This is a genomic window from Streptomyces sp. NPDC102437, from assembly GCF_044765565.1.
Lineage (GTDB): Bacteria > Actinomycetota > Actinomycetes > Streptomycetales > Streptomycetaceae > Streptomyces.
Map to the genome: position 1 here is coordinate 117,386 of NZ_JBIWKI010000009.1, position 18,350 is coordinate 135,735.

Annotated in this window: 21 protein-coding genes; 13 read left to right on the forward strand and 8 right to left on the reverse strand. The window is 70.2% G+C overall.

Going from position 1 to position 18,350, the window contains the following annotated elements; genetic code table 11:
• The first annotated feature begins 56 nt into the window (after positions 1-56).
• The 10 genes from ACIRJP_RS14090 (at position 57) to ACIRJP_RS14135 (ending at position 9,311) form a co-directional block, all read left to right on the forward strand.
• On the forward strand, positions 57-1,754 hold the full coding sequence (locus tag ACIRJP_RS14090; RefSeq protein WP_351252676.1) for a nitrite/sulfite reductase: 1,698 nt from the start codon (positions 57-59) through the stop codon (positions 1,752-1,754).
• On the forward strand, positions 1,751-1,930 hold the full coding sequence (locus ACIRJP_RS14095) for a hypothetical protein (protein ID WP_351252675.1): 180 nt from the start codon (positions 1,751-1,753) through the stop codon (positions 1,928-1,930). Before ACIRJP_RS14090 ends, ACIRJP_RS14095 begins: the two co-directional genes overlap by 4 nt.
• Entirely contained in the window at positions 1,927-2,631 is a 705-nt protein-coding gene (locus ACIRJP_RS14100) for a phosphoadenylyl-sulfate reductase (protein ID WP_404172563.1), read from the forward strand. The genes ACIRJP_RS14095 and ACIRJP_RS14100 overlap by 4 nt, the downstream gene beginning before the upstream one ends.
• Before the next feature lie 23 nt (positions 2,632-2,654).
• Entirely contained in the window at positions 2,655-3,200 is a 546-nt protein-coding gene (gene cysC / locus ACIRJP_RS14105; RefSeq protein ID WP_266428495.1) for an adenylyl-sulfate kinase, read from the forward strand.
• Positions 3,197-4,132, forward strand: a complete 936-nt coding sequence (cysD, locus tag ACIRJP_RS14110) for a sulfate adenylyltransferase subunit CysD (protein ID WP_404172567.1) — start codon at positions 3,197-3,199, stop codon at positions 4,130-4,132. Before cysC ends, cysD begins: the two co-directional genes overlap by 4 nt.
• Positions 4,133-5,476 (forward strand): sulfate adenylyltransferase subunit 1, encoded by a 1,344-nt coding sequence (locus ACIRJP_RS14115; RefSeq protein WP_404172570.1) that lies wholly within the window; start codon positions 4,133-4,135, stop codon positions 5,474-5,476.
• 234 nt (positions 5,477-5,710) lie between these two features.
• The gene (locus ACIRJP_RS14120) at positions 5,711-6,826 is read left to right on the forward strand and encodes an aliphatic sulfonate ABC transporter substrate-binding protein (protein WP_404172573.1); all 1,116 of its coding nucleotides are present in this window, start codon (positions 5,711-5,713) and stop codon (positions 6,824-6,826) included.
• A gap of 42 nt (positions 6,827-6,868) precedes the next feature.
• Positions 6,869-7,660 carry an ABC transporter ATP-binding protein gene (locus tag ACIRJP_RS14125; RefSeq protein ID WP_404172575.1) on the forward strand — a complete coding sequence of 264 codons (792 nt, stop codon included), beginning with the start codon at positions 6,869-6,871 and terminating at the stop codon, positions 7,658-7,660.
• Complete coding sequence (locus ACIRJP_RS14130; protein WP_404172578.1) at positions 7,647-8,537, forward strand: ABC transporter permease; 891 nt, start codon at positions 7,647-7,649, stop codon at positions 8,535-8,537. Before ACIRJP_RS14125 ends, ACIRJP_RS14130 begins: the two co-directional genes overlap by 14 nt.
• A 9-nt stretch (positions 8,538-8,546) precedes the next feature.
• Entirely contained in the window at positions 8,547-9,311 is a 765-nt protein-coding gene (locus ACIRJP_RS14135) for a sirohydrochlorin chelatase (RefSeq protein ID WP_404172581.1), read from the forward strand.
• A 13-nt stretch (positions 9,312-9,324) separates the two neighbouring features.
• On the opposite strand, the gene ACIRJP_RS14140 is transcribed toward ACIRJP_RS14135, so the two are convergent.
• The 3 genes from ACIRJP_RS14140 to ACIRJP_RS14150 form a co-directional block, all read right to left on the reverse strand.
• On the reverse strand, positions 9,325-9,933 hold the full coding sequence (locus ACIRJP_RS14140) for a DsbA family protein (RefSeq protein WP_404172584.1): 609 nt from the start codon (positions 9,931-9,933) through the stop codon (positions 9,325-9,327).
• A 220-nt stretch (positions 9,934-10,153) separates the two neighbouring features.
• Positions 10,154-10,738 (reverse strand): TIGR03086 family metal-binding protein, encoded by a 585-nt coding sequence (locus ACIRJP_RS14145; RefSeq protein WP_404172587.1) that lies wholly within the window; start codon positions 10,736-10,738, stop codon positions 10,154-10,156.
• A 389-nt stretch (positions 10,739-11,127) separates the two neighbouring features.
• Positions 11,128-11,352, reverse strand: coding sequence for a hypothetical protein (locus ACIRJP_RS14150; RefSeq protein ID WP_404172590.1), 225 nt, complete (start codon positions 11,350-11,352; stop codon positions 11,128-11,130).
• 274 nt (positions 11,353-11,626) lie between these two features.
• Between ACIRJP_RS14150 and ACIRJP_RS14155 the strand changes: the two genes are divergently transcribed.
• The 3 genes from ACIRJP_RS14155 (at position 11,627) to ACIRJP_RS14165 (ending at position 13,917) form a co-directional block, all read left to right on the forward strand.
• Entirely contained in the window at positions 11,627-12,043 is a 417-nt protein-coding gene (locus tag ACIRJP_RS14155; protein ID WP_404172593.1) for a fibronectin type III domain-containing protein, read from the forward strand.
• Between the two features lie 81 nt (positions 12,044-12,124).
• Positions 12,125-12,994: an aldo/keto reductase gene (locus tag ACIRJP_RS14160; RefSeq protein ID WP_404172596.1), complete on the forward strand. Its 870-nt coding sequence runs from the start codon at positions 12,125-12,127 to the stop codon at positions 12,992-12,994.
• Between the two features lie 137 nt (positions 12,995-13,131).
• Positions 13,132-13,917, forward strand: a complete 786-nt coding sequence (locus ACIRJP_RS14165; RefSeq protein ID WP_404172867.1) for an ABC transporter ATP-binding protein — start codon at positions 13,132-13,134, stop codon at positions 13,915-13,917.
• On the opposite strand, the gene ACIRJP_RS14170 is transcribed toward ACIRJP_RS14165, so the two are convergent.
• From ACIRJP_RS14170 to ACIRJP_RS14190, 5 genes are all read right to left on the reverse strand, one after another.
• Entirely contained in the window at positions 13,914-14,321 is a 408-nt protein-coding gene (locus ACIRJP_RS14170; RefSeq protein WP_404172599.1) for a DUF4440 domain-containing protein, read from the reverse strand. The genes ACIRJP_RS14165 and ACIRJP_RS14170 overlap by 4 nt on opposite strands.
• The gene (locus tag ACIRJP_RS14175; RefSeq protein WP_404172602.1) at positions 14,318-14,908 is read right to left on the reverse strand and encodes a DUF1697 domain-containing protein; all 591 of its coding nucleotides are present in this window, start codon (positions 14,906-14,908) and stop codon (positions 14,318-14,320) included. The genes ACIRJP_RS14170 and ACIRJP_RS14175 overlap by 4 nt, the downstream gene beginning before the upstream one ends.
• Before the next feature lie 121 nt (positions 14,909-15,029).
• Positions 15,030-16,232: a S8 family serine peptidase gene (locus ACIRJP_RS14180; RefSeq protein ID WP_404172605.1), complete on the reverse strand. Its 1,203-nt coding sequence runs from the start codon at positions 16,230-16,232 to the stop codon at positions 15,030-15,032.
• Between the two features lie 359 nt (positions 16,233-16,591).
• Positions 16,592-17,635 carry a cytochrome P450 gene (locus ACIRJP_RS14185; protein WP_404172608.1) on the reverse strand — a complete coding sequence of 348 codons (1,044 nt, stop codon included), beginning with the start codon at positions 17,633-17,635 and terminating at the stop codon, positions 16,592-16,594.
• Between the two features lie 114 nt (positions 17,636-17,749).
• Entirely contained in the window at positions 17,750-17,830 is an 81-nt protein-coding gene (locus tag ACIRJP_RS14190) for a tryptorubin family RiPP precursor (protein WP_350985409.1), read from the reverse strand.
• Between the last annotated feature and the right edge of the window lie 520 nt (positions 17,831-18,350).

Sequence of the window (18,350 nt, forward strand, 5' to 3'; positions counted from 1 at the left end):
CAGCGCGAGTGTGCAGTTCAGAGCCGCCCTCCTGCAGTCCCGAAGGACGTACTGTCATGGCCGCTACCCCGGAACAGCCTGCGACCACCACGCCCCGCCGCAAGGCCGGACGCCACCGTGGCGAAGGCCAGTGGGCCGTGGGGCACCACACCCCGCTCAACGGCAATGAGCAGTTCAAGAAGGATGACGACGGTCTCAATGTGCGGACACGCATTGAGACGATCTACTCCAAGCGCGGTTTCGACTCGATCGACCCCAACGATCTCCGCGGCCGGATGCGCTGGTGGGGTCTGTACACCCAGCGCAAGCCCGGGATCGACGGCGGCAAGACCGCGATCCTGGAGCCGGAGGAGCTGGACGACCGGTACTTCATGCTGCGGGTCCGGATCGACGGCGGCCGGCTGACCACCGCACAGCTGCGGGTGATCGGCGAGATCTCGCAGGAGTACGCGCGCGGCACCGCGGACATCACCGACCGGCAGAACATCCAGCTGCACTGGATCCGCATCGAGGACGTCCCCGCGATCTGGGAGAAGCTGGAGGCCGTCGGGCTCTCCACCACCGAGGCGTGCGGCGACTGCCCCCGCGTGATCATCGGCTCCCCCGTGGCCGGCATCGCCGCCGACGAGATCATCGACGGCACGCCCGCCGTCGACGAGATCCACGACCGGTACATCGGGAACAAGGAATTCTCCAACCTGCCGCGCAAGTTCAAGACCGCGATCTCCGGTTCGCCGGTGCAGGACGTGGTCCACGAGATCAACGACATCGCGTTCGTCGGCGTGGTCCACCCCGAGCACGGTCCGGGCTTCGACGTCTGGGTCGGTGGCGGACTCTCCACCAACCCACGGCTCGCCGAACGGCTGGGCGCGTGGGTGCCGCTCGACGAGGTCCCGGACGTGTGGGCCGGAGTCGTGGGCATCTTCCGCGACTACGGGTACCGGCGGCTGCGCAACCGCGCCCGGCTGAAGTTCCTGATGGCCGACTGGGGCCCGGCGAAGTTCCGCCAGGTGCTGGAGGACGAGTACCTGAAGCGTCCGCTGACCGACGGCCCCGCGCCCGAGCAGCCCAGCAGCCGCTGGCGCGACCACGTGGGTGTGCACCAGCAGCAGGACGGCCGCTTCTACGTAGGTTTCGCCCCCCGGGTCGGCCGGGTGGACGGCTCCACGCTCGCCAAGATCGCCGACCTGGCCGCCGCGCACGGTTCGGACCGGCTGCGGACCACCGTCGAGCAGAAGATGATCATCCTCGATGTGGCGCAGGACCAGGTGGACTCCCTAGTCGCCGGGCTGGAGGCGCTCGACTTCCAGGTGCGGCCCTCGCCTTTCCGGCGCGGCACGATGGCCTGCACCGGCATCGAGTTCTGCAAGCTGGCGATCGTCGAGACGAAGGCGCGCGGCGCCGCGCTCATCGACGAACTGGAGCGCCGCCTGCCGGACTTCGACGAGCCCCTCACCATCAACATCAACGGCTGCCCCAACGCGTGCGCCCGCATCCAGACCGCCGACATCGGCCTCAAGGGCCAGCTGGTCCTGGACGACGACGGCAACCAGGTCGAGGGCTATCAGGTGCACCTGGGCGGCGCACTCGGCCTGGAGGCCGGGTTCGGCCGCAAGGTCCGTGGTCTGAAGGTCACTTCGGCCGAGCTGCCCGACTACGTCGAGCGGGTCCTGGGCCGTTTCCAGGAGGAGCGCGAGGAAGGCGAGCGGTTCGCGACCTGGGCGGCGCGGGCCGGTGCGGAGTCGCTGTCATGAGCGAGCGCGCCGCGCCGTTCCACTGCCCGTACTGCGGGGACGAGGACCTGCGCCCGCACGAGAGCGGCCACGGCGCCTGGGAATGTGCCTCCTGCAACCGCGCGTTCCAGCTCAGGTTCCTGGGTCTGCTGACCCGGGGACTGCGGCGCAACGACGTTGAAGGGGACGGGATATGACGGACACCCTGCAGACCGGAGAAGACCTTGAGGCCCTGGCCGCGCGGGCGGGCCGGGAGCTGGAGGACGCATCCGCGACGGAGATCCTGAAGTGGGCCGCCGACACCTTCGGCGGGAAGTTCTGCGTCACCTCCTCCATGGAGGACGCGGTCGTCGCGCACGTCGCCTCGCGGGTCTTCCCCGGCGTGGACGTGGTCTTCCTCGACACCGGCTACCACTTCCCGGAGACGATCGGCACCCGTGACGCGGTCGAGGCGATGATGGACGTCAACGTCATCACACTGACGCCCCGCCAGACGGTGGCCGAGCAGGACGCCGAGTACGGGCCGAAGCTGCACGAGAGGGACCCCGACCTGTGCTGCGCGCTGCGCAAGGTCAAGCCGCTCCGGGAGGGCCTGACCGGGTACACGGCCTGGGCGACCGGGCTGCGCCGCGACGAGTCCCCGACCCGGGCGAACACCCCGGTCGTCGGCTGGGACGCGAAGCGGCAGAAGGTGAAGGTCTCACCGATCGCCCGCTGGACGCAGGACGACGTCGACGCGTACGTCGCGGAGCACGGCGTACTCACCAACCCACTGCTGATGGACGGTTACGCCTCCGTGGGCTGCGCCCCCTGCACCCGCCGGGTGCTGGAGGGCGAGGACGCCCGCGCCGGGCGCTGGGCCGGACGGGGCAAGACCGAGTGCGGGCTGCACGACTGATGACGGCTGATCAGGAGACTTCGATGAGCGTGACGGAGACGGGAGCCACCATCTGGCTGACCGGTCTGCCGAGCGCGGGCAAGACCACCATCGCGTACGAACTCGCCGGGCGGCTGCGCGGCGAGGGTCACCGCGTGGAGGTGCTCGACGGGGACGAGATCCGGGAGTTCCTCTCCGCGGGACTCGGCTTCTCCCGCGAGGACCGCCACACCAACGTCCAGCGGATCGGCTTCGTCGCCGAGCTGCTGGCGGCCAACGGCGTGAAGGTGCTGGTCCCGGTCATCGCCCCGTACGCGGACAGCCGGGACGCGGTACGCAAGCGGCACCAGACCGAGGGCACCGCGTACCTGGAGGTGCATGTCGCGACCCCGGTGGAGGTGTGCTCGGAACGCGATGTGAAGGGTCTGTACGCCAAGCAGGCGGCGGGCGAGATCAGCGGACTCACCGGGGTCGACGACCCGTACGAGGCCCCCGAGTCGCCGGACCTGCGGATCGAGTCGCACCGGCAGACCGTGCAGGAGTCCGCGGCGGAGCTGTACGCGCTGCTGAGCGAGAGGGGTGCGGCATGACGACCGTCGCGACCGTGTCGGAAGGCACCGGCAATCCGTACGCACTCAGCCACCTGGACTCCCTGGAGTCCGAGGCCGTGCACATCTTCCGCGAGGTGGCGGGCGAGTTCGAGCGGCCGGTGATCCTGTTCTCCGGCGGCAAGGACTCCATCGTGATGCTGCATCTGGCGCTCAAGGCGTTCGCGCCCGCGCCGGTGCCGTTCACCCTGCTGCACGTCGACACCGGGCACAACTTCCCCGAGGTGCTGGAGTACCGCGACCGCACGGTGGCCCGGCACGGGCTGCGGCTCCATGTCGCCTCCGTGCAGGAGTACATCGACGCCGGGAAGCTCCGCGAGCGCCCGGACGGCACCCGCAACCCGTTGCAGACCGTGCCGCTGACCGAGGCGATCCAGCAGCACCGCTTCGACGCCGTGTTCGGCGGCGGGCGCCGCGACGAGGAGAAGGCGCGCGCCAAGGAGCGGGTCTTCTCGCTGCGCGACGAATTCTCCCAGTGGGACCCGCGCCGCCAGCGCCCCGAGCTGTGGCAGCTGTACAACGGCCGGCACGCCCCCGGTGAGCACGTCCGGGTCTTCCCGATCTCCAACTGGACCGAGCTGGACGTCTGGCAGTACATCGCCCGCGAGTCCATCGAACTCCCGCAGATCTACTTCGCCCACGAGCGCGAGGTCTTCAACCGCAACGGCATGTGGCTCACCGCCGGCGACTGGGGCGGCCCCAAGGACCACGAGAGCGTCCAGACCCGGCAGGTGCGCTACCGGACGGTCGGCGACATGTCGTGCACCGGTGCCGTCGACTCGGACGCGACGACGCTGGACGACGTGATCACCGAGATCGCCGCCTCCCGGCTCACCGAGCGGGGCGCGACGCGTGCCGACGACAAGATGTCCGAGGCCGCGATGGAAGACCGTAAGCGCGAGGGGTACTTCTAAATGACCACACACACCCAGCACGCAGAGCAGTTGTCGACGACCACCCTGCTGCGGTTCGCCACCGCGGGCTCCGTCGACGACGGCAAGTCCACCCTCGTGGGACGTCTGCTGCACGACTCCAAGTCGGTCCTCACGGACCAGCTGGAGGCCGTCGAGCACGCCTCGCGCAGCCGGGGCCAGGAGGCGCCCGACCTGGCCCTGCTGACCGACGGGCTGCGGGCCGAGCGCGAGCAGGGCATCACCATCGATGTCGCCTACCGCTACTTCGCGACGCCGCGCCGCCGGTTCATCCTGGCCGACACCCCGGGGCATGTGCAGTACACCCGGAACATGGTGACCGGCGCCTCGACGGCCGAGCTGGCTGTCGTCCTGGTCGACGCCCGCAACGGCGTCGTCGAGCAGACCCGCCGGCACGCCGCCGTCGCCGCGCTGCTGCGGGTGCCGCACGTGGTGCTGGCCGTCAACAAGATGGACCTGGTCGACTACGCGGAGCCGGTGTTCGCCGCCATCGCCGAGGAGTTCACCGCGTACGCGGCCTCGCTCGGCGTCCCGGAGATCACCGCGATCCCGATCTCCGCGCTGGCCGGTGACAACGTCGTGGAGCCGTCCGCGCACATGGACTGGTACGGCGGCCCGACGGTCCTGGAGCACCTGGAGACGGTACCGGTCAGCCATGACCTCACCGCCTGCCACGCCCGCTTCCCCGTCCAGTACGTGATCCGGCCGCAGACCGCCGAGCACCCCGACTACCGGGGCTACGCGGGCCAGATCGCCGCCGGCGCGTTCCGGGTGGGCGAGGCCGTCACCGTCCTGCCGTCCGGCCGTACGTCGACGATCGCGGGGATCGACGCGCTCGGCGAGAGCGTGGACATCGCCTGGGCGCCCCAGTCGGTGACCATCCGGCTGGCCGACGACATCGACATCTCGCGCGGCGACCTGATCGCACCGGCCGCCGACGCGCCGGCCGTCACCCAGGACGTCGAAGCGACCGTCTGCCACGTCGCCGACCAGCCGCTCGCCGTCGGCCAGCGGGTGCTGCTCAAGCACACCACCCGCACGGTCAAGGCGATCGTCAAGGACATCCCCTCGCGCCTGACGCTCGACGACCTGTCCCAGCATCCGGCGCCCGGACAGCTCGTCGCCAATGACATCGGCCGGGTCGTCGTCCGTACCGCGGAGCCGCTCGCGCTCGACGCGTACGCCGACTCCCGGCGCACCGGATCGTTCCTGCTGATCGACCCGGCGGACGGCACCACGCTGACGGCCGGCATGGCGGGCGCCTCGTTCGCCGCCGCGGCCGAGCCCGGTGCGGCGGCCGCCGACGACGCCGGGTGGGACTTCTGATGACCGTCGACATCTTCTCCACGTTCGCGAAGGAGGGCGGCCGCATCGGCAGCGGTGCCCTCGGGAGTGGCCAGGGCGGGGTCGCGCGATGTGCGCGATGACGTACGCGCACTGCCTGCGCGCCCACTCGCTCCAACCGCACCGCCAGTTCAGACGAAGACCTGCCGACTTCCCGGCCGCGTCCCCGTAATCGACCGGGACGCGAGGACCGGGCCAACGAGAGGAAAGCCTCCCGTGCCTGTCCCCCGTACCACGCCGCGCCGCGCCCTCGCCGCCGTCGCCGCCCTGCCGCTGCTCGCCCTGGCGCTCACCGCCTGCGGCTACGGCTCCGAGGCGAAGCAGGACGACGTCAAGGCGGCTGACGCCCCGACCGGCGGCAAGAAGCTTTCCACGGACACCGTGAAGATCGGCTACTTCCCCAACCTCACCCACGCCACGGCCCTGGTCGGCATCCAGGAAGGCATCATCGCCAAGGAGCTCGGCTCCACCGCGGTCAAGCCGTCGACGTTCAACGCGGGTCCGTCCGAGATCGAGGCGCTCAACGCGGGCTCGATCGACATCGGCTTCATCGGCCCCTCCCCCGCCATCAACGGCTTCACCAAGTCCAAGGGCAAGAGCCTGCGGATCATCGGCGGTTCCGCTTCCGGCGGAGTGAAGCTGGTCGTCAACCCGAAGAAGATCAAGACCCTGGACGACATCAAGGGCAAGAAGATCGCCACCCCGCAGCTCGGCAACACCCAGGACGTGGCGTTCCTCAACTGGATCTCCGAGAAGGGCTGGAAGGTCGACGCCAACAGCGGCAAGGGCGATGTCTCCGTGGTCCGTACGGACAACAAGGTGACGCCGGACGCCTACCGGTCGGGTTCCATCGACGGTGCCTGGGTGCCGGAGCCGACCGCCTCCAAGCTGGTCGCCCAGGGCGCGAAGGAGATCCTGGACGAGTCGACGCTGTGGCCGGACAAGAAGTTCGTGATCACGAACATCATCGTGTCGCAGAAGTTCCTGACCGAGCACCCGGACGTCGTAGAGGCGGTGCTGCGCGGCACCGTCGCCACCAACGCCTGGATCAACGCCGACCCGGACAAGGCGAAGGCCTCCGCGAACACCGCGCTCAAGGAGCTGAGCGGCAAGGCGCTGCCGGCCGAGGTCCTCGACCCGGCATGGAAGTCCGTCCAGTTCATCGACGACCCGCTGGCCGCCACGCTCGACGCCGAGGCCAAGCACGCGGTGAAGGCCGGTCTGCTGGAGCAGCCGGACCTGACGGGCATCTACGACCTGAAGCCGCTGAACAAGATCCTCAAGGCCGCGGGCAAGCCCGAGGTCGCCGACGCCGGTCTCGGCGTCAAGTAAGCGCGTCCGGCACCCGAACAGGATTCCCAGGAGGTGACGACCATGGCGACCACCACGCTCACCAAGGCCGAGGACCGCACGGCGGCCGGGCACGCCGCGCGCATCGACCACGTCTCGAAGTCCTTCGGCGGACCGGAGGGGCAGCAGCTCGTCCTGGACGACATCACACTCGATGTCGCTCCCGGCGAGTTCGTCACCCTCCTGGGCGCCTCCGGGTGCGGGAAGTCGACCCTGCTCAACCTGGTGGCCGGACTCGACCGCCCGACCGCGGGGTCCATCGAGACCCCCGGCGGGCGGCCTGCCCTGATGTTCCAGGAGCACGCCCTCTTCCCGTGGCTGACCGCGGGCAAGAACATCGAACTCGCGCTGCGGCTGCGCGGCGTCCCCAAGTCCGACCGCCGCACGGAAGCGGAACGGCTGCTCGAACTCGTACGGCTCGGTGGGGCGTACGGGAAGCGGGTGCATGAGCTTTCGGGCGGTATGCGGCAGCGGGTGGCGATGGCCCGCGCGCTCGCCCAGGACAGTCAACTGCTGCTGATGGACGAGCCGTTCGCCGCGCTCGACGCCATCACCCGGGACGTGCTGCACGAAGAGCTGACCCGGATCTGGCGCGAGACGAACGTCTCGGTCCTCTTCGTCACGCACAACGTGCGCGAGGCGGTCCGGCTCGCCGAGCGGGTCGTCCTGCTCTCGTCGCGGCCGGGCCGGATCGCCCGGGAGTGGACGGTCGACATCGACCAGCCGCGCCGCATCGAGGACACCGCGGTGGCCGAGCTGTCCGTAGAGATCACCGAACAACTGCGTGGGGAGATCCGCCGACATGGCCAGCACTGAGACCGCCGTCAAGGGCGCCGCCCAGGACCTGGCGGGCCTGGAGGCGGGGCTGGACGCACTCGACGAGGTGCGGGTGAGCCGGACCCCGGTCCGCGAAGTGCTGGTGCGCAAGGTGCTGCCGCCGGTCGTGGCCGTGGTCCTGGTGCTCGTCGTCTGGCAGATCCTGATCTGGGCGAAGGTCACCGACGACTACAAGCTGCCGTCGCCGTCCCTGGTCTGGAGCGAGGTGACCGACGCCTGGGCGCAGGGCACCCTGCTCGGCTACATCTGGACCAGCGTCTCGCGCGGTCTGCTCGGCTTCCTGCTGGCACTGGTCATCGGCACTCCGCTCGGGCTGCTGGTGTCCCGGGTCAAGCCGGTGCGCGCGGCGATCGGCCCGGTCCTTTCCGGGCTCCAGTCGCTTCCCTCGGTGGCGTGGGTGCCGCCCGCGGTGATCTGGCTGGGGCTCAACGACAAGATGATGTTCGCGGTGATCCTGCTGGGGGCGGTCCCGTCGATCGCCAACGGCCTGGTCTCGGGCGTCGACCAGATCCCGCCGCTGCATCTGCGGGCCGGGCGGACACTGGGCGCCACCGGGCTGCGCGGCACCTGGCACATCGTGCTGCCGGCCTCGCTGCCCGGCTATCTGGCGGGCCTGAAGCAGGGCTGGGCGTTCTCCTGGCGTTCGCTGATGGCAGCCGAGATCATCGCTTCCTCGCCCGATCTGGGGGTGGGCCTGGGCCAGTTGCTGGAACAGGGCCGGGAGACCAGCAGCATGTCGATGGTGTTCCTCGCCATCATCCTGATCCTCACCGTCGGCATCGCGATCGACCTGCTGATCTTCAGTCCGCTGGAGCGGTGGGTGCTGCGCAGCCGCGGCCTCCTCGTCAAGAACTGAGTCACGACCATGACCGCTCCGGTGCTCCTCGTCATCGCCCACGGCAGCCGCGACCCACGGCACGCGGCGACCGTCCACGCGCTCACCGCGCGGGTACGGTCGCTGCGGCCGGGGCTGCACGTGGAGACGGGCTTCCTGGACTTCAACGCGCCGTCGGTGCCGAGGGTCCTGGAACGGCTGGTCGCGCAGGGGGAGCAGGGGGTCATCGCCCTCCCCCTCCTCCTCACCCGGGCCTTCCACGCCAAGTCCGACATTCCCTCGGTGCTGCACGAGGCCCGGACCAGGCTGCCCCGGCTGCGGGTGCGGCAGGCCGAGGTGCTCGGCCCGTCACCGCTGGCGAACTCGGCGCTGGAACGGCGCCTGCACGAAGCCGGGATCCGTCCCGGTGACCGAAGCTCGACCGGGCTCGTCCTGGCCTCGGCGGGCTCCACGGACCCGGAGGCGATCGCAGTGATCGCTGAAATCGCGCGGGAGCTGCGGCACACCGGTTGGTGTTCCGTGCGGCCTGCGTTCGCCTCCGCCACATCTCCCGCGGGCTTCCCCCGTACCGAGGACGCGGTACGGGCCCTGCGGGACGAAGGCGCGCGCCGGGTGGCGGTGGCGCCGTACGTCATCGCCCCCGGCCGGCTCCCCGACCGGATCGCCGCAGGGGCGGCCGGAGCGGACGTACTGGCCGATGTACTGGGCCCCGCACCGGAGTTGGCACGGCTCCTGCTGGCCCGTTACGACGAGGCCCGCCGTCCGGCGGTCCGCCACGCCGCACTCACCGCGTAGCGCGGCGGACCGGTCACCCCACGTCCAGGCTGCCCGTACGGGTCCGCTTGAGCTCGAAGAGATCCGGGTTCCCGGCAAGCACCCGGAAGCTGTCGAAGACGCGTCCCGCCTCCTCACCGCGCGGTGCCGCCCGCAGCACGGGCCCGAACCACACCGCCCCGTCGACATGGATCGTGGGCGTACCGACGTAGCCGTCCGCCTCCGGGTCCTTGCCGGCGTCGTGGCTGCGCCGAAGCGCCTCGTCGTACGCCTCCGAGTGCGCGGCGGCGGCGAGCCCCGCGGGCAGCCCGAGCTCCGCGAGGGACTCGGCGATCACCTCGTCGAAGTCCTCGTTCTTCTGCCGGTGGATACGGACACCCATCGCGGTGTAGAGGTCGCGGAGCACCCCGTCGCCGTGGGCCTGGGCCGCCGCGACCGCGACCCGCACCGGGCCGATCGACCTGTCGACCAGGTCCCGGTACCAGTCGGGAAGCTCATTGCCGATGTTGTGCAGGTGAAGACTCATGACACGGAAGCGGAGATCGATGTCGCGCTGTTGCTCCACCTCCAGCATCCAGCGGGAGGTGATCCAGGCGAACGGGCAGGCCGGGTCGAAGTAGAAGTCGACGGTTGTTTTGTCCATACCCCGACCCTAACCAGGCATTGGCACCAATCTCCGGGCCATTCACCATGCGGCTGACTGGGCCACTTCACGGACGCCCCCGAGTCACTGCCATCCCCGGATCGCGGCGACTCGGGGGCGTCCCCGGATGCGAACCCTCGACACGCCGATCCCACATGCCGGGCAGAGGGCCTGGCCGTCAACGCAGTTCGACGCCAGGCCCTGCGGACACTCGTCCGGCTCAGGCTCCGGTCCACTGCGGGTCGCGTCCGCTGTGGGCCAGTGCCTGCTCGAAGACCGACGCCGACGCGGGCACCGTCACCTCGTCGGCGAAGCCGTCGTACTGCCGGTAGAGCGCGGCCATGCCGTCGACGATGCCGAGCACATGGGCAGCCGCCTCCTCGGAGAGCCGGAACTCCTCCCCGACGGCACGGGCCACGTCCCACCCGTGCAGGGCCGTCTCCGCGATGAGCATCGCCGCGATCTCGGAGGCCGCGGAGGCCGATCCCCCGAGGTCGATCTCCCCCTCCCAGACAGCCGGGTCCGCCCAGGCGGTGACGGCGCGGTCCAGTTGCCCGGCGTACTGCTGCGCCCAGTCGGCGTCGGCCGTGAAGTCCCGCCCGGCGAGCTCCTCCGGGAGGTCCTTGCGCAGGGCCCGGTGCTCCAGGCCGTGGGAGGTGTACAGCACCCAGTGGTTGACGAGCCCGCGCACATCCCAGTCACCGCAGGGCGTGTTGGGCGCGTCGAGCTGCTCGGCGCCGATGGAGCGGGCGATACGGGCCGCCTCGGCGGCGACTTCGGTCATGTGCGCGTGCTCGTTCTTCATGCCGCCCAGGCTATGACCGCGCCCCGCACCAGGATTGAAGAAAGGCGACACGTCCGGCACCGGTCCGGCGGGGGTGTTCCGGTGCCCGACCGGCCCCCGGAATCCGACGGGCTCGAATGCGGACGGGGCAGCACCCGCCCGCAAACGAGCCGACGTGATCAGCGGCCCCGAGCGGCGGGCGCTCAGCGAGTTCGTTGCCACGCCGGTTCCGGCGACCGCGAGTTCTCGGTGCGCTGTCGCACACGCTCGAAGAACGCGTTCTCGTCGGCCTCCGAACCGGCAAGCCTCGTCGACCGCCACGTATCCGGGTGGCTGGGTGTTCCCGCAGCCCCAGCACGTCCACCAGCCGCCGACGTTCTGACTCATCTGGTTGCCGCATTTGGCACACTTCATGGTGCCGTCCTCTCTCGCGGGTGGGTGTGGCTGAGACAGGCGCGGTGCAGACGTTCCGTCACGCTGTCGAGCGCGGATATCGCCTGCCCGCCGGAGCGCGGGCGGTACGCGTCGGCCCGGTCGGGGTTCGCGGCCCGGCGGCACTGCGGTGTTCGGTACCGGATTGTTCGCACCCGCTCGCACTGGTCGGCCCCGTACACCTTGATCGTCGTCATCGCCATCGCGGGTACGCCCCCTGTCGCAAGCAGTGAGTTCAGTACGGTTGACCGTAGGGATGGCGTGTGCGTACGCACTGGCAAAGGGCAGTTATGCGCGCACACTTCCCTCGTTAGGGATGCTCGGCGCACGCGACCTTGACGGGCGGTGCGGGGAGAGCCCGTACCGCGGCAAGGCTTCAGCTGTTCGCCATCCCGCCGACTGCCCGCCGCCATCCGGGCATCGGGTTCGCGCTCGTACCGTTCCGCCGGTCGAATCGATCAGGGGCCTGGAGGGGACATGCGAGACCACGTACGGATCGTCTGCCGCGCAGCGGCGGTAGCCATCGCGTTGGTGGCGGCGGGAGGATCTTTCGCCGTCCCGGCGGTCGCCGCGCCGGCCGGGATCACGCAGACCGCGGCGGCGCCGGCGCCGACCGGTCTGGTGTACGGCTATGACGCGGCCACCGAGCTGGTGACCGTCAGCTGGGATCCGAAGGATCCGGGCGACACCGTGACGACCGGCTATCGCGAGGGAGGTTGCAGCGGGCCCTCGACAGCCGACGGGCCGTGCTTCGTACGGGCCTCGGGACCGCTGCTGACCGGCAGCTCGTTCACGTTCCGCCTGGCCGCGGGCCGGACGTTCTACTTCCGGGTCTACGCCGAGAACGCGGCGCACCAGCAGACCGGATCGGTGATCCTCACCGTCACCACCTGAGGCAGCCCGGCACGGAGCCGGACCGTCGGACGTGTCCTGGTCGGCTGATCACCGTGCGCGGCACGGTTCTAGCATTGCGGGATGCCTTTCATGCCACGGCCGCTCGACGATACGTTCCTGCTCGGCGGCGAGGTTCCCGTACACCGGCTCGGCTACGGCACCGCTCAGCTGACCGGCCCCGGATACTGGGGGCCGCGCGGCGAGCGGGCGGATGCCGTGGCCGTGCTGCGGGCGGCCGTCGAGCAGGGGGTCACGCTCGTCGACACCGCCGACAACTACGGGCCGGGGCTGGCCGAGGAGCTCGTCGCCGAGGCGCTCCATCCGTACCGTGACGAGCTGGTGATCGCGACCAAGGGCGGTGTGGTGCGTACGAGCGACGACGCCTGGCACGTCGCGGGGCGTCCGGAGGAGTTGCGGGCGATGTGCGAGGCCAGTCTGCGACGGCTGCGCACCGACCGGATCGACCTCTACCAGCTGCACCGGCTCGACCCGGAAGTACCGATGGCCGACCAGCTGGGCACTCTGGATGCGCTGAGACAGGAAGGTAAGATCCGGTACATCGGTCTGGACACCCTTACCGCCGACCAGCTGGAGCAGGCCCTCTCCCTGACCGGGATCGCCTCGGTGCAGAACCGGTTCAACCTCCTCGACCGTTCGTCGGACGCGGTACTGAAGGTGTGCGAGGCCCACGGCCTGGCCTTTCTGCCCTGGTTCCCGCTGGCCAACGGCGCTCTGACCGGCGACTCGGCCGCAGCGCTCGCCGCGGTCGCCGATCGGCACGGTGCCACCCGCGGGCAGATCGCCCTCGCCTGGCTGCTGCATCGGTCCCCTGTGCTGTGCCCGACTCCGGGCACCGGTTCCACCGTCCATCTGGCGGAGAACCTGGGGTCCCGGGAGATCCGGCTGTCCGCCGAGGACCTGAGCAGCCTGGAGGCGCTCGCACCCGCATGAAGGAGTACCCGCACGTGACCGCACCTCGTTCCACCGCGCCCCGTTCCACCGCGCCCCGTTCCACCGCGCCCCCCGTCGCCGGTGTTCCCGCCCCGGCCCCCGCTCCCGCCGCCCCGGCCCCCGCTCCCGCCGTCCCGGTGATCCGGGCCGACGGTGTCTCGCTCGTGCGGGAGGGCAGGACGCTGCTCGACTCGGTCTCGCTGACCGTACGGAGCGGTGAGCACTGGGCGCTGCTCGGTGCCAACGGTGCCGGGAAGAGCACGCTGCTGGGGCTGCTCGGCGCGGTCGGTCACCCCACCCGGGGGTCGGTGGAGGTACTGGGACGCACTCTCGGCCGGGTCGATCTGCGGGAGCTGCGGTCGCTGCTCGGCCATGTCGATCCGCGTCATCCGCTGCGTTCCCCGCTCTCGGTGCGCGAGGTGGTGCTGACCGGTCTGACCAACTCGGTCGAGCCCGTGCCGCGCCGGGCGGTGAGCGAGGAGCAGCGGGAGCAGGCGGAGCGGCTGCTGAAGATGCTGGGCATGGGCGGCAAGTCGGGTTCGCGCTGGCCTGCGCTGTCGCAGGGTGAGCGGGGCCGTACGCTCATCGCCCGCGCGCTGATGCCGCAGCCGCGGCTCCTGCTGCTCGACGAGCCGGCCACCGGCCTGGATCTTGCGGCGCGTGAGCAGTTGCTCGACAGTCTGGACGTGCTGCGCGTGGAGCATCCGGAGCTGGCGACGGTCCTGGTCACCCATCACCTGGAGGAGCTGCCCGCGTCCACCACGCATGCGCTGCTGCTGCGGGGCGGCCGGTGCCTGGCCTCGGGTCCGGCGGACGAGGTACTGACCACGGACCGGGTCAGCGACTGTTTCGGGCATCCGGTGGAGATCTCCCGCACGGACGGCCGGTGGGCGGCGCGGGCGCAGCGCTTCGTCCGGTCCTAGGGCGTGACCCCGTCGGGGCCGGTGTCCGCGGTGTGCGCGGTGTCGCCGAAGGGTGTCGCCTGGTGGAAATAGAGCGCCCAGCCCTCTTCGGCCAGCCGCCACACCGAGCTGCGGTGGGCCAGGTGTCCCTTCGTCTCGGTGTCGTAGGTGAGGTGGACGAGGTCGGAGGCCAGCTGGATCCCGCTCATCCGGGACGCGGTCATCTGGCCGGGGCGCGGGGCGTCCGACGCGGTGAGCGAGGCGATCATGGTTTCGCGGTCCCAGACCCGGCCGGACGAGTCGATCTCGCGGTAGTCCGGGTGCAGCACCTGGGAGAGGAGTTCGGCGGAGGCGCGCACGGCCGGGTCCAGGAGGCGCAGCTCGCCCTCGACCGCAGCGGCCACGCCGGGTGGCGGTTCGGTCATGCCGGGGCTCCGTCGGGTACGGGTCCGGCGTGAGCCGTCTTTGGCGGTGCGGTCATCCGCACCAGCTTTTCCACGGTGTTCCAGTTGCGCGAGGTGGCGACGAGACCCTTGGTGACGGAGGTACGGGACAGCGCGTCGGCGAGCTTCGAGCGGCCCAGTCCGTCGGGGGCGTAGAGGTAGAGCGCGCGGTCGCCCAGGCCGAATGCCTCGGGCAGGTAGGCCGCTGCGTCGATCGCGGCGAAGCGGTCGTCGTCGACCGGCTGGTCGTAGTACGTGATGTGGAGCTGCCTGCCTTCGAGTTCGGCGGCCGGGAACGGGCAGGCCGCCGCAACTTCCGCCAGGTAGGCGCCGTCCCTGACCAGGCAGGGGACGGGGAAACCGAACCGCTTCTCGATCGCCTGCTCCAGTTCGGCGGCGAGGACGTTCTCGTCGTCCGACGCGCTGCTGAAGACGGCGTTGCCGCTCTGCAGATGGGTGCGGACGTCGCCGTGTCCCAGTTCCGTGAGCAGTGTGCGGAGTTCGGCCATCGGAACCCTCTTGTGGCCGCTCACATTGATCCCGCGCAACAGCGCCGCGTACATCGTCATGGGCACACCATAGGACGATCTCTTCGCGCGGAGCGGCCGCCGCGCCCCGTGGGGGAGGGCGCGGCGGCCGCCGAATCCGTTGTGCCGGGCATCCTTCGCCCGGTCACGGCTGCGGGGTCGGTTACTCGACGACCTTGAGCAGCTTGTTGGGGGTGCCCTCGGTCGCGTTGGAGATCGCGTCGGGGGTGGCTCCGTCGGTCAGCGCGGTGGCGACCTCCTCCGGAGTGGCGTCCGGGTGACCGGCGAGGTAGACGGCGGCGGCGCCGACGACGTGCGGGGTCGCCATGGACGTACCGGAGATGGTGTTGGAGGCGTCGTCGCTGTCGTTCCAGGACGAGGTGATGTCCGAGCCCGGGGCGTAGATGTCCACGATCGAGCCGTAGTTGGAGAAGGACGACTGCTCGTCGTCCACTGTCGACGAGGCGACCGTGATGGCCTCGGGGACACGGGCCGGGGAGCTCTCGCTCGCGTCGGCGGAGTCGTTGCCGGCGGCCACCGCGAAGGTGACTCCGGAGGCGATGGCCTTCTGGACCGCGGCGTCGAGCGCCTCGTCCGCGCCGCCGCCGAGGCTCATGTTGGCGACGGAGGGGCCCTCGTGGTTCTCGGTGACCCAGTCGATACCGGCGACGACCTGCTCGGTGGTGCCCGAGCCCGAGTCGTCGAGCACCCGGACGGCGACGATCTTGGCCTTCTTGGCCACGCCGTAGGTAGCACCGGCGATGGTGCCCGCCACGTGGGTGCCGTGGCCGTTGCCGTCGTCGGCGCTGTCGTCGTTGTCCACGGCGTCGTAGCCCGAGCTGGCCCGGCCCTCGAACTCGGTGTGCGTGGTGCGGACACCGGTGTCGATGACGTACGCGGTGACGCCCTCGCCCGCGCTGTCCGGGTAGGTGTACGCGTCGTCGCCGGCTGTCTCGGTCTGGTCGATCCGGTCCAGGCCCCAGGACGGCGGGTTGTCCTGGGTCTCGTCGATGTGGAACTTCTTGTTCTGGACGACCTTGGAGACGGCCGGGTCGGCCGCCAGGCGCTTGGCCTCGGTGAGCGAAAGACCGCTGGCGGAGAAGCCGTTGATGGCGGAGCTGTAGTTGCGCTTCAGCTTGCCGCCGTACTCCTTGGCGAGCTCCGCCTTGTCGGCCTTCTCGTTCAGCATGACGATGTAGCTGCCCGAGACGGCGTTCGCCGCGTCGGCGCCGTAGACGACGCCCATCGCGGGAGCGGGGGCGGCGCCGGCGAGCGAGGTGTTGAGCAGGGTGACTCCGGCGGCCGCGGCCACCGCGGTTATCGCCGCGGTCAGCTTGAACCGGCGTGCGCGCTTGTGAATTGCCATGAAGAGGGGTCTCCTCGTCATTCTTTGTGGGGGGATTGACCCTCGGCCGGAAGATCTCCGGGGGTTGGCTCGAAACCCTCGCCGATTGACGCGCCCAGATCAAGACCTTCATGCGGCTGTGACTTACTCAACAAAGTTTCGTAATAAAAAACCGGCCAGCCGCGCCCAAGTCGGGCACCGGTGCCGCAACATCCGCCGCGGGCACCGGGGTTACTGCCCGACCGGCACTCTTCACAGGCGGGGAGACGGCCCCCGTCGGGCCGCCCGGCCGGACGGGGCGGCGGCCGGATTCCACCCCCGTGTTCACAGAGCCCTCACGCGGTCATCAAATTGAGGTCGGGGCCGGTCGGGCCGTGGCGTCAGGGGCGGACGACCCGGACGTCGGCGACCCCCATCAGTCCGGCGAGCGGCACCTTCGCCGCGGTCTGCTCCGGACTCACCGTCAGGCCGTCGCCGCGCAGCACGTCGAGCAGCATCTCGGCGAGTGGCATCACCATGTGCCGGCCCCAACAGCGTTCGGAGGCATGGCCGAAGGGAAGGTAGCCGGGCTGGTCGTCGGGGTCGAGGCTGTCCCAGCGCTCGGGGCGGAACTCGTCGGGGTCCTCCCAGAGCGCGGGGTCGCGGTGGCTCAGCAGCGGCAGGAGCAGGATGTCGTCGGCCGCCCCGATCCGGGAGTCGAGGGCCGGGTACTGCGGTGACGCCCTGCGCAGGATGTTCCAGGAGGGCGGGAGCAGCCGCATGGCCTCGTACAGGATGTTGCGGTTCGAGGTGTCGTCGTCGAAGGGCGAGCCGAGCCAGAGCGCGTTGGCGACGAGCGTCGAGACGGTGAAGCAGACCGGGGCAGCCGCCCGCCGGTAGAGCCCCATCGCGTAGCGACGGTCGCCGTAGTTCGCCGCCTCGGCGGTCAGGCCCGCGATGGCCGAGACGGGTGCACCGGGGCGGAGCCGGCCGGGCAGCGCGGCCCCGGCCGCGATGACCGTCCAGGTGAGCTTGGGCGTCAGCTCCAGCGCGCGGTCCATGAGGATGCGCAGCCGGTACGGGTCGCCTTCGAGGACCAGATCGCGCAGGAACACATGGCCGACGTGCGGCCATTCACCGGACAGGTCGACCGCCCTGACGGGCTTCTTCAGTGCCGCCCGGACGTCCCGGCCGATGGCCTGCATGACCGTGGATGCCTCGGTGCGCGGAATGGACCGTCCGTGCAGCGGCTTGAACGTGGGGCGCTCGACCTCGGTGGCCGGCCTGGCGGCGAGGATCCGGTCCGTGAGTGCGGCCCCGGCGACACCGACGGTGCCGGGGTCGAGACGGAAGACCTCCTCGCCCCGGTGGTCTCGCAGGAGCGCCTGGAGTCTCGGCGCGAAGACGACGTCCCGGGCGCGGCTGCCGGTACCGGACATGTACATCGGTGGTCTCCAAGAAGCAGGAAGGGCCCGCGCCCGGCGGGCCGATGAGGCCTGGCCGGACACGGGCCCGAATCGACTGACCGTGTCCCTCGAAACGACGGACCGCCTGTCGGCCTAGTACCAGTGGTACCAGGCGTACGCCTTCAGGCTCTTCTCCGGCGTCATCTTGTCCTTGAGCAAGAAAAGGAACTTCATAACAGCACCTCCATCTTTTACTCTGAATTTACATTCCGACGTGCATGGATTGAGCCGTTCGCGACACCAACCCCCGACCCGGGGTCGGGAATTCGGAGCCGCTCACCGCCGAAAGGAGTGAAGCCCAACAGGAAAGGAATTGTCAATGACTTCTTTTTCAGGAAAGCGGAGGGGTATTCAGTTTTCTACAACCCTCCGAGGGACGCGGGGACTCCGCGATCAGACACCGTGTCACCAGGAACGACGTGGGATCCATACCGGCACGGACGCCCGGACACAAGAGCCCGAAGAGACTGATTCACGCCATTGAATGTCTGAATCGCCGACATTGAGGAATGCAAGGAATCCAGGCCGGTATCCGCGTGCGATTTCCCGGATACTTTCGGTTACTTACCGAAAGAAACGTACCGGTCGGTAATGGGCGGGTCGATCGGGACGGGCACTGCTTGGCCCATGAAACTGAACCGGCGGCCACCGCGAAGCCCTCCCCGCCCGCGCCCAGGTGCGGGCGGTCTCCGGC

Bases quoted from the DNA above. Each gene is read 5' to 3' on its own strand.
- ACIRJP_RS14095 (WP_351252675.1), top strand. From the start codon at position 1,751: ATGAGCGAGCGCGCCGCGCCGTTCCACTGCCCGTACTGCGGGGACGAG.
- ACIRJP_RS14135 (WP_404172581.1), top strand. From the start codon at position 8,547: ATGACCGCTCCGGTGCTCCTCGTCATCGCCCACGGCAGCCGCGACCCA.
- ACIRJP_RS14145 (WP_404172587.1), bottom strand. From the start codon at position 10,738: ATGAAGAACGAGCACGCGCACATGACCGAAGTCGCCGCCGAGGCGGCC.
- ACIRJP_RS14140 (WP_404172584.1), bottom strand. From the start codon at position 9,933: ATGGACAAAACAACCGTCGACTTCTACTTCGACCCGGCCTGCCCGTTC.
- ACIRJP_RS14170 (WP_404172599.1), bottom strand. From the start codon at position 14,321: ATGACCGAACCGCCACCCGGCGTGGCCGCTGCGGTCGAGGGCGAGCTG.
- ACIRJP_RS14190 (WP_350985409.1), bottom strand. From the start codon at position 17,830: ATGAAGTTCCTTTTCTTGCTCAAGGACAAGATGACGCCGGAGAAGAGC.
- ACIRJP_RS14155 (WP_404172593.1), top strand. From the start codon at position 11,627: ATGCGAGACCACGTACGGATCGTCTGCCGCGCAGCGGCGGTAGCCATC.
- ACIRJP_RS14090 (WP_351252676.1), top strand. From the start codon at position 57: ATGGCCGCTACCCCGGAACAGCCTGCGACCACCACGCCCCGCCGCAAG.
- ACIRJP_RS14160 (WP_404172596.1), top strand. From the start codon at position 12,125: ATGCCTTTCATGCCACGGCCGCTCGACGATACGTTCCTGCTCGGCGGC.
- ACIRJP_RS14180 (WP_404172605.1), bottom strand. From the start codon at position 16,232: ATGGCAATTCACAAGCGCGCACGCCGGTTCAAGCTGACCGCGGCGATA.
- cysD (WP_404172567.1), top strand. From the start codon at position 3,197: ATGACGACCGTCGCGACCGTGTCGGAAGGCACCGGCAATCCGTACGCA.
- ACIRJP_RS14175 (WP_404172602.1), bottom strand. From the start codon at position 14,908: ATGACGATGTACGCGGCGCTGTTGCGCGGGATCAATGTGAGCGGCCAC.
- ACIRJP_RS14125 (WP_404172575.1), top strand. From the start codon at position 6,869: ATGGCGACCACCACGCTCACCAAGGCCGAGGACCGCACGGCGGCCGGG.
- cysC (WP_266428495.1), top strand. From the start codon at position 2,655: ATGAGCGTGACGGAGACGGGAGCCACCATCTGGCTGACCGGTCTGCCG.
- ACIRJP_RS14100 (WP_404172563.1), top strand. From the start codon at position 1,927: ATGACGGACACCCTGCAGACCGGAGAAGACCTTGAGGCCCTGGCCGCG.
- ACIRJP_RS14115 (WP_404172570.1), top strand. From the start codon at position 4,133: ATGACCACACACACCCAGCACGCAGAGCAGTTGTCGACGACCACCCTG.
- ACIRJP_RS14150 (WP_404172590.1), bottom strand. From the start codon at position 11,352: ATGGCGATGACGACGATCAAGGTGTACGGGGCCGACCAGTGCGAGCGG.
- ACIRJP_RS14130 (WP_404172578.1), top strand. From the start codon at position 7,647: ATGGCCAGCACTGAGACCGCCGTCAAGGGCGCCGCCCAGGACCTGGCG.
- ACIRJP_RS14185 (WP_404172608.1), bottom strand. From the start codon at position 17,635: ATGTACATGTCCGGTACCGGCAGCCGCGCCCGGGACGTCGTCTTCGCG.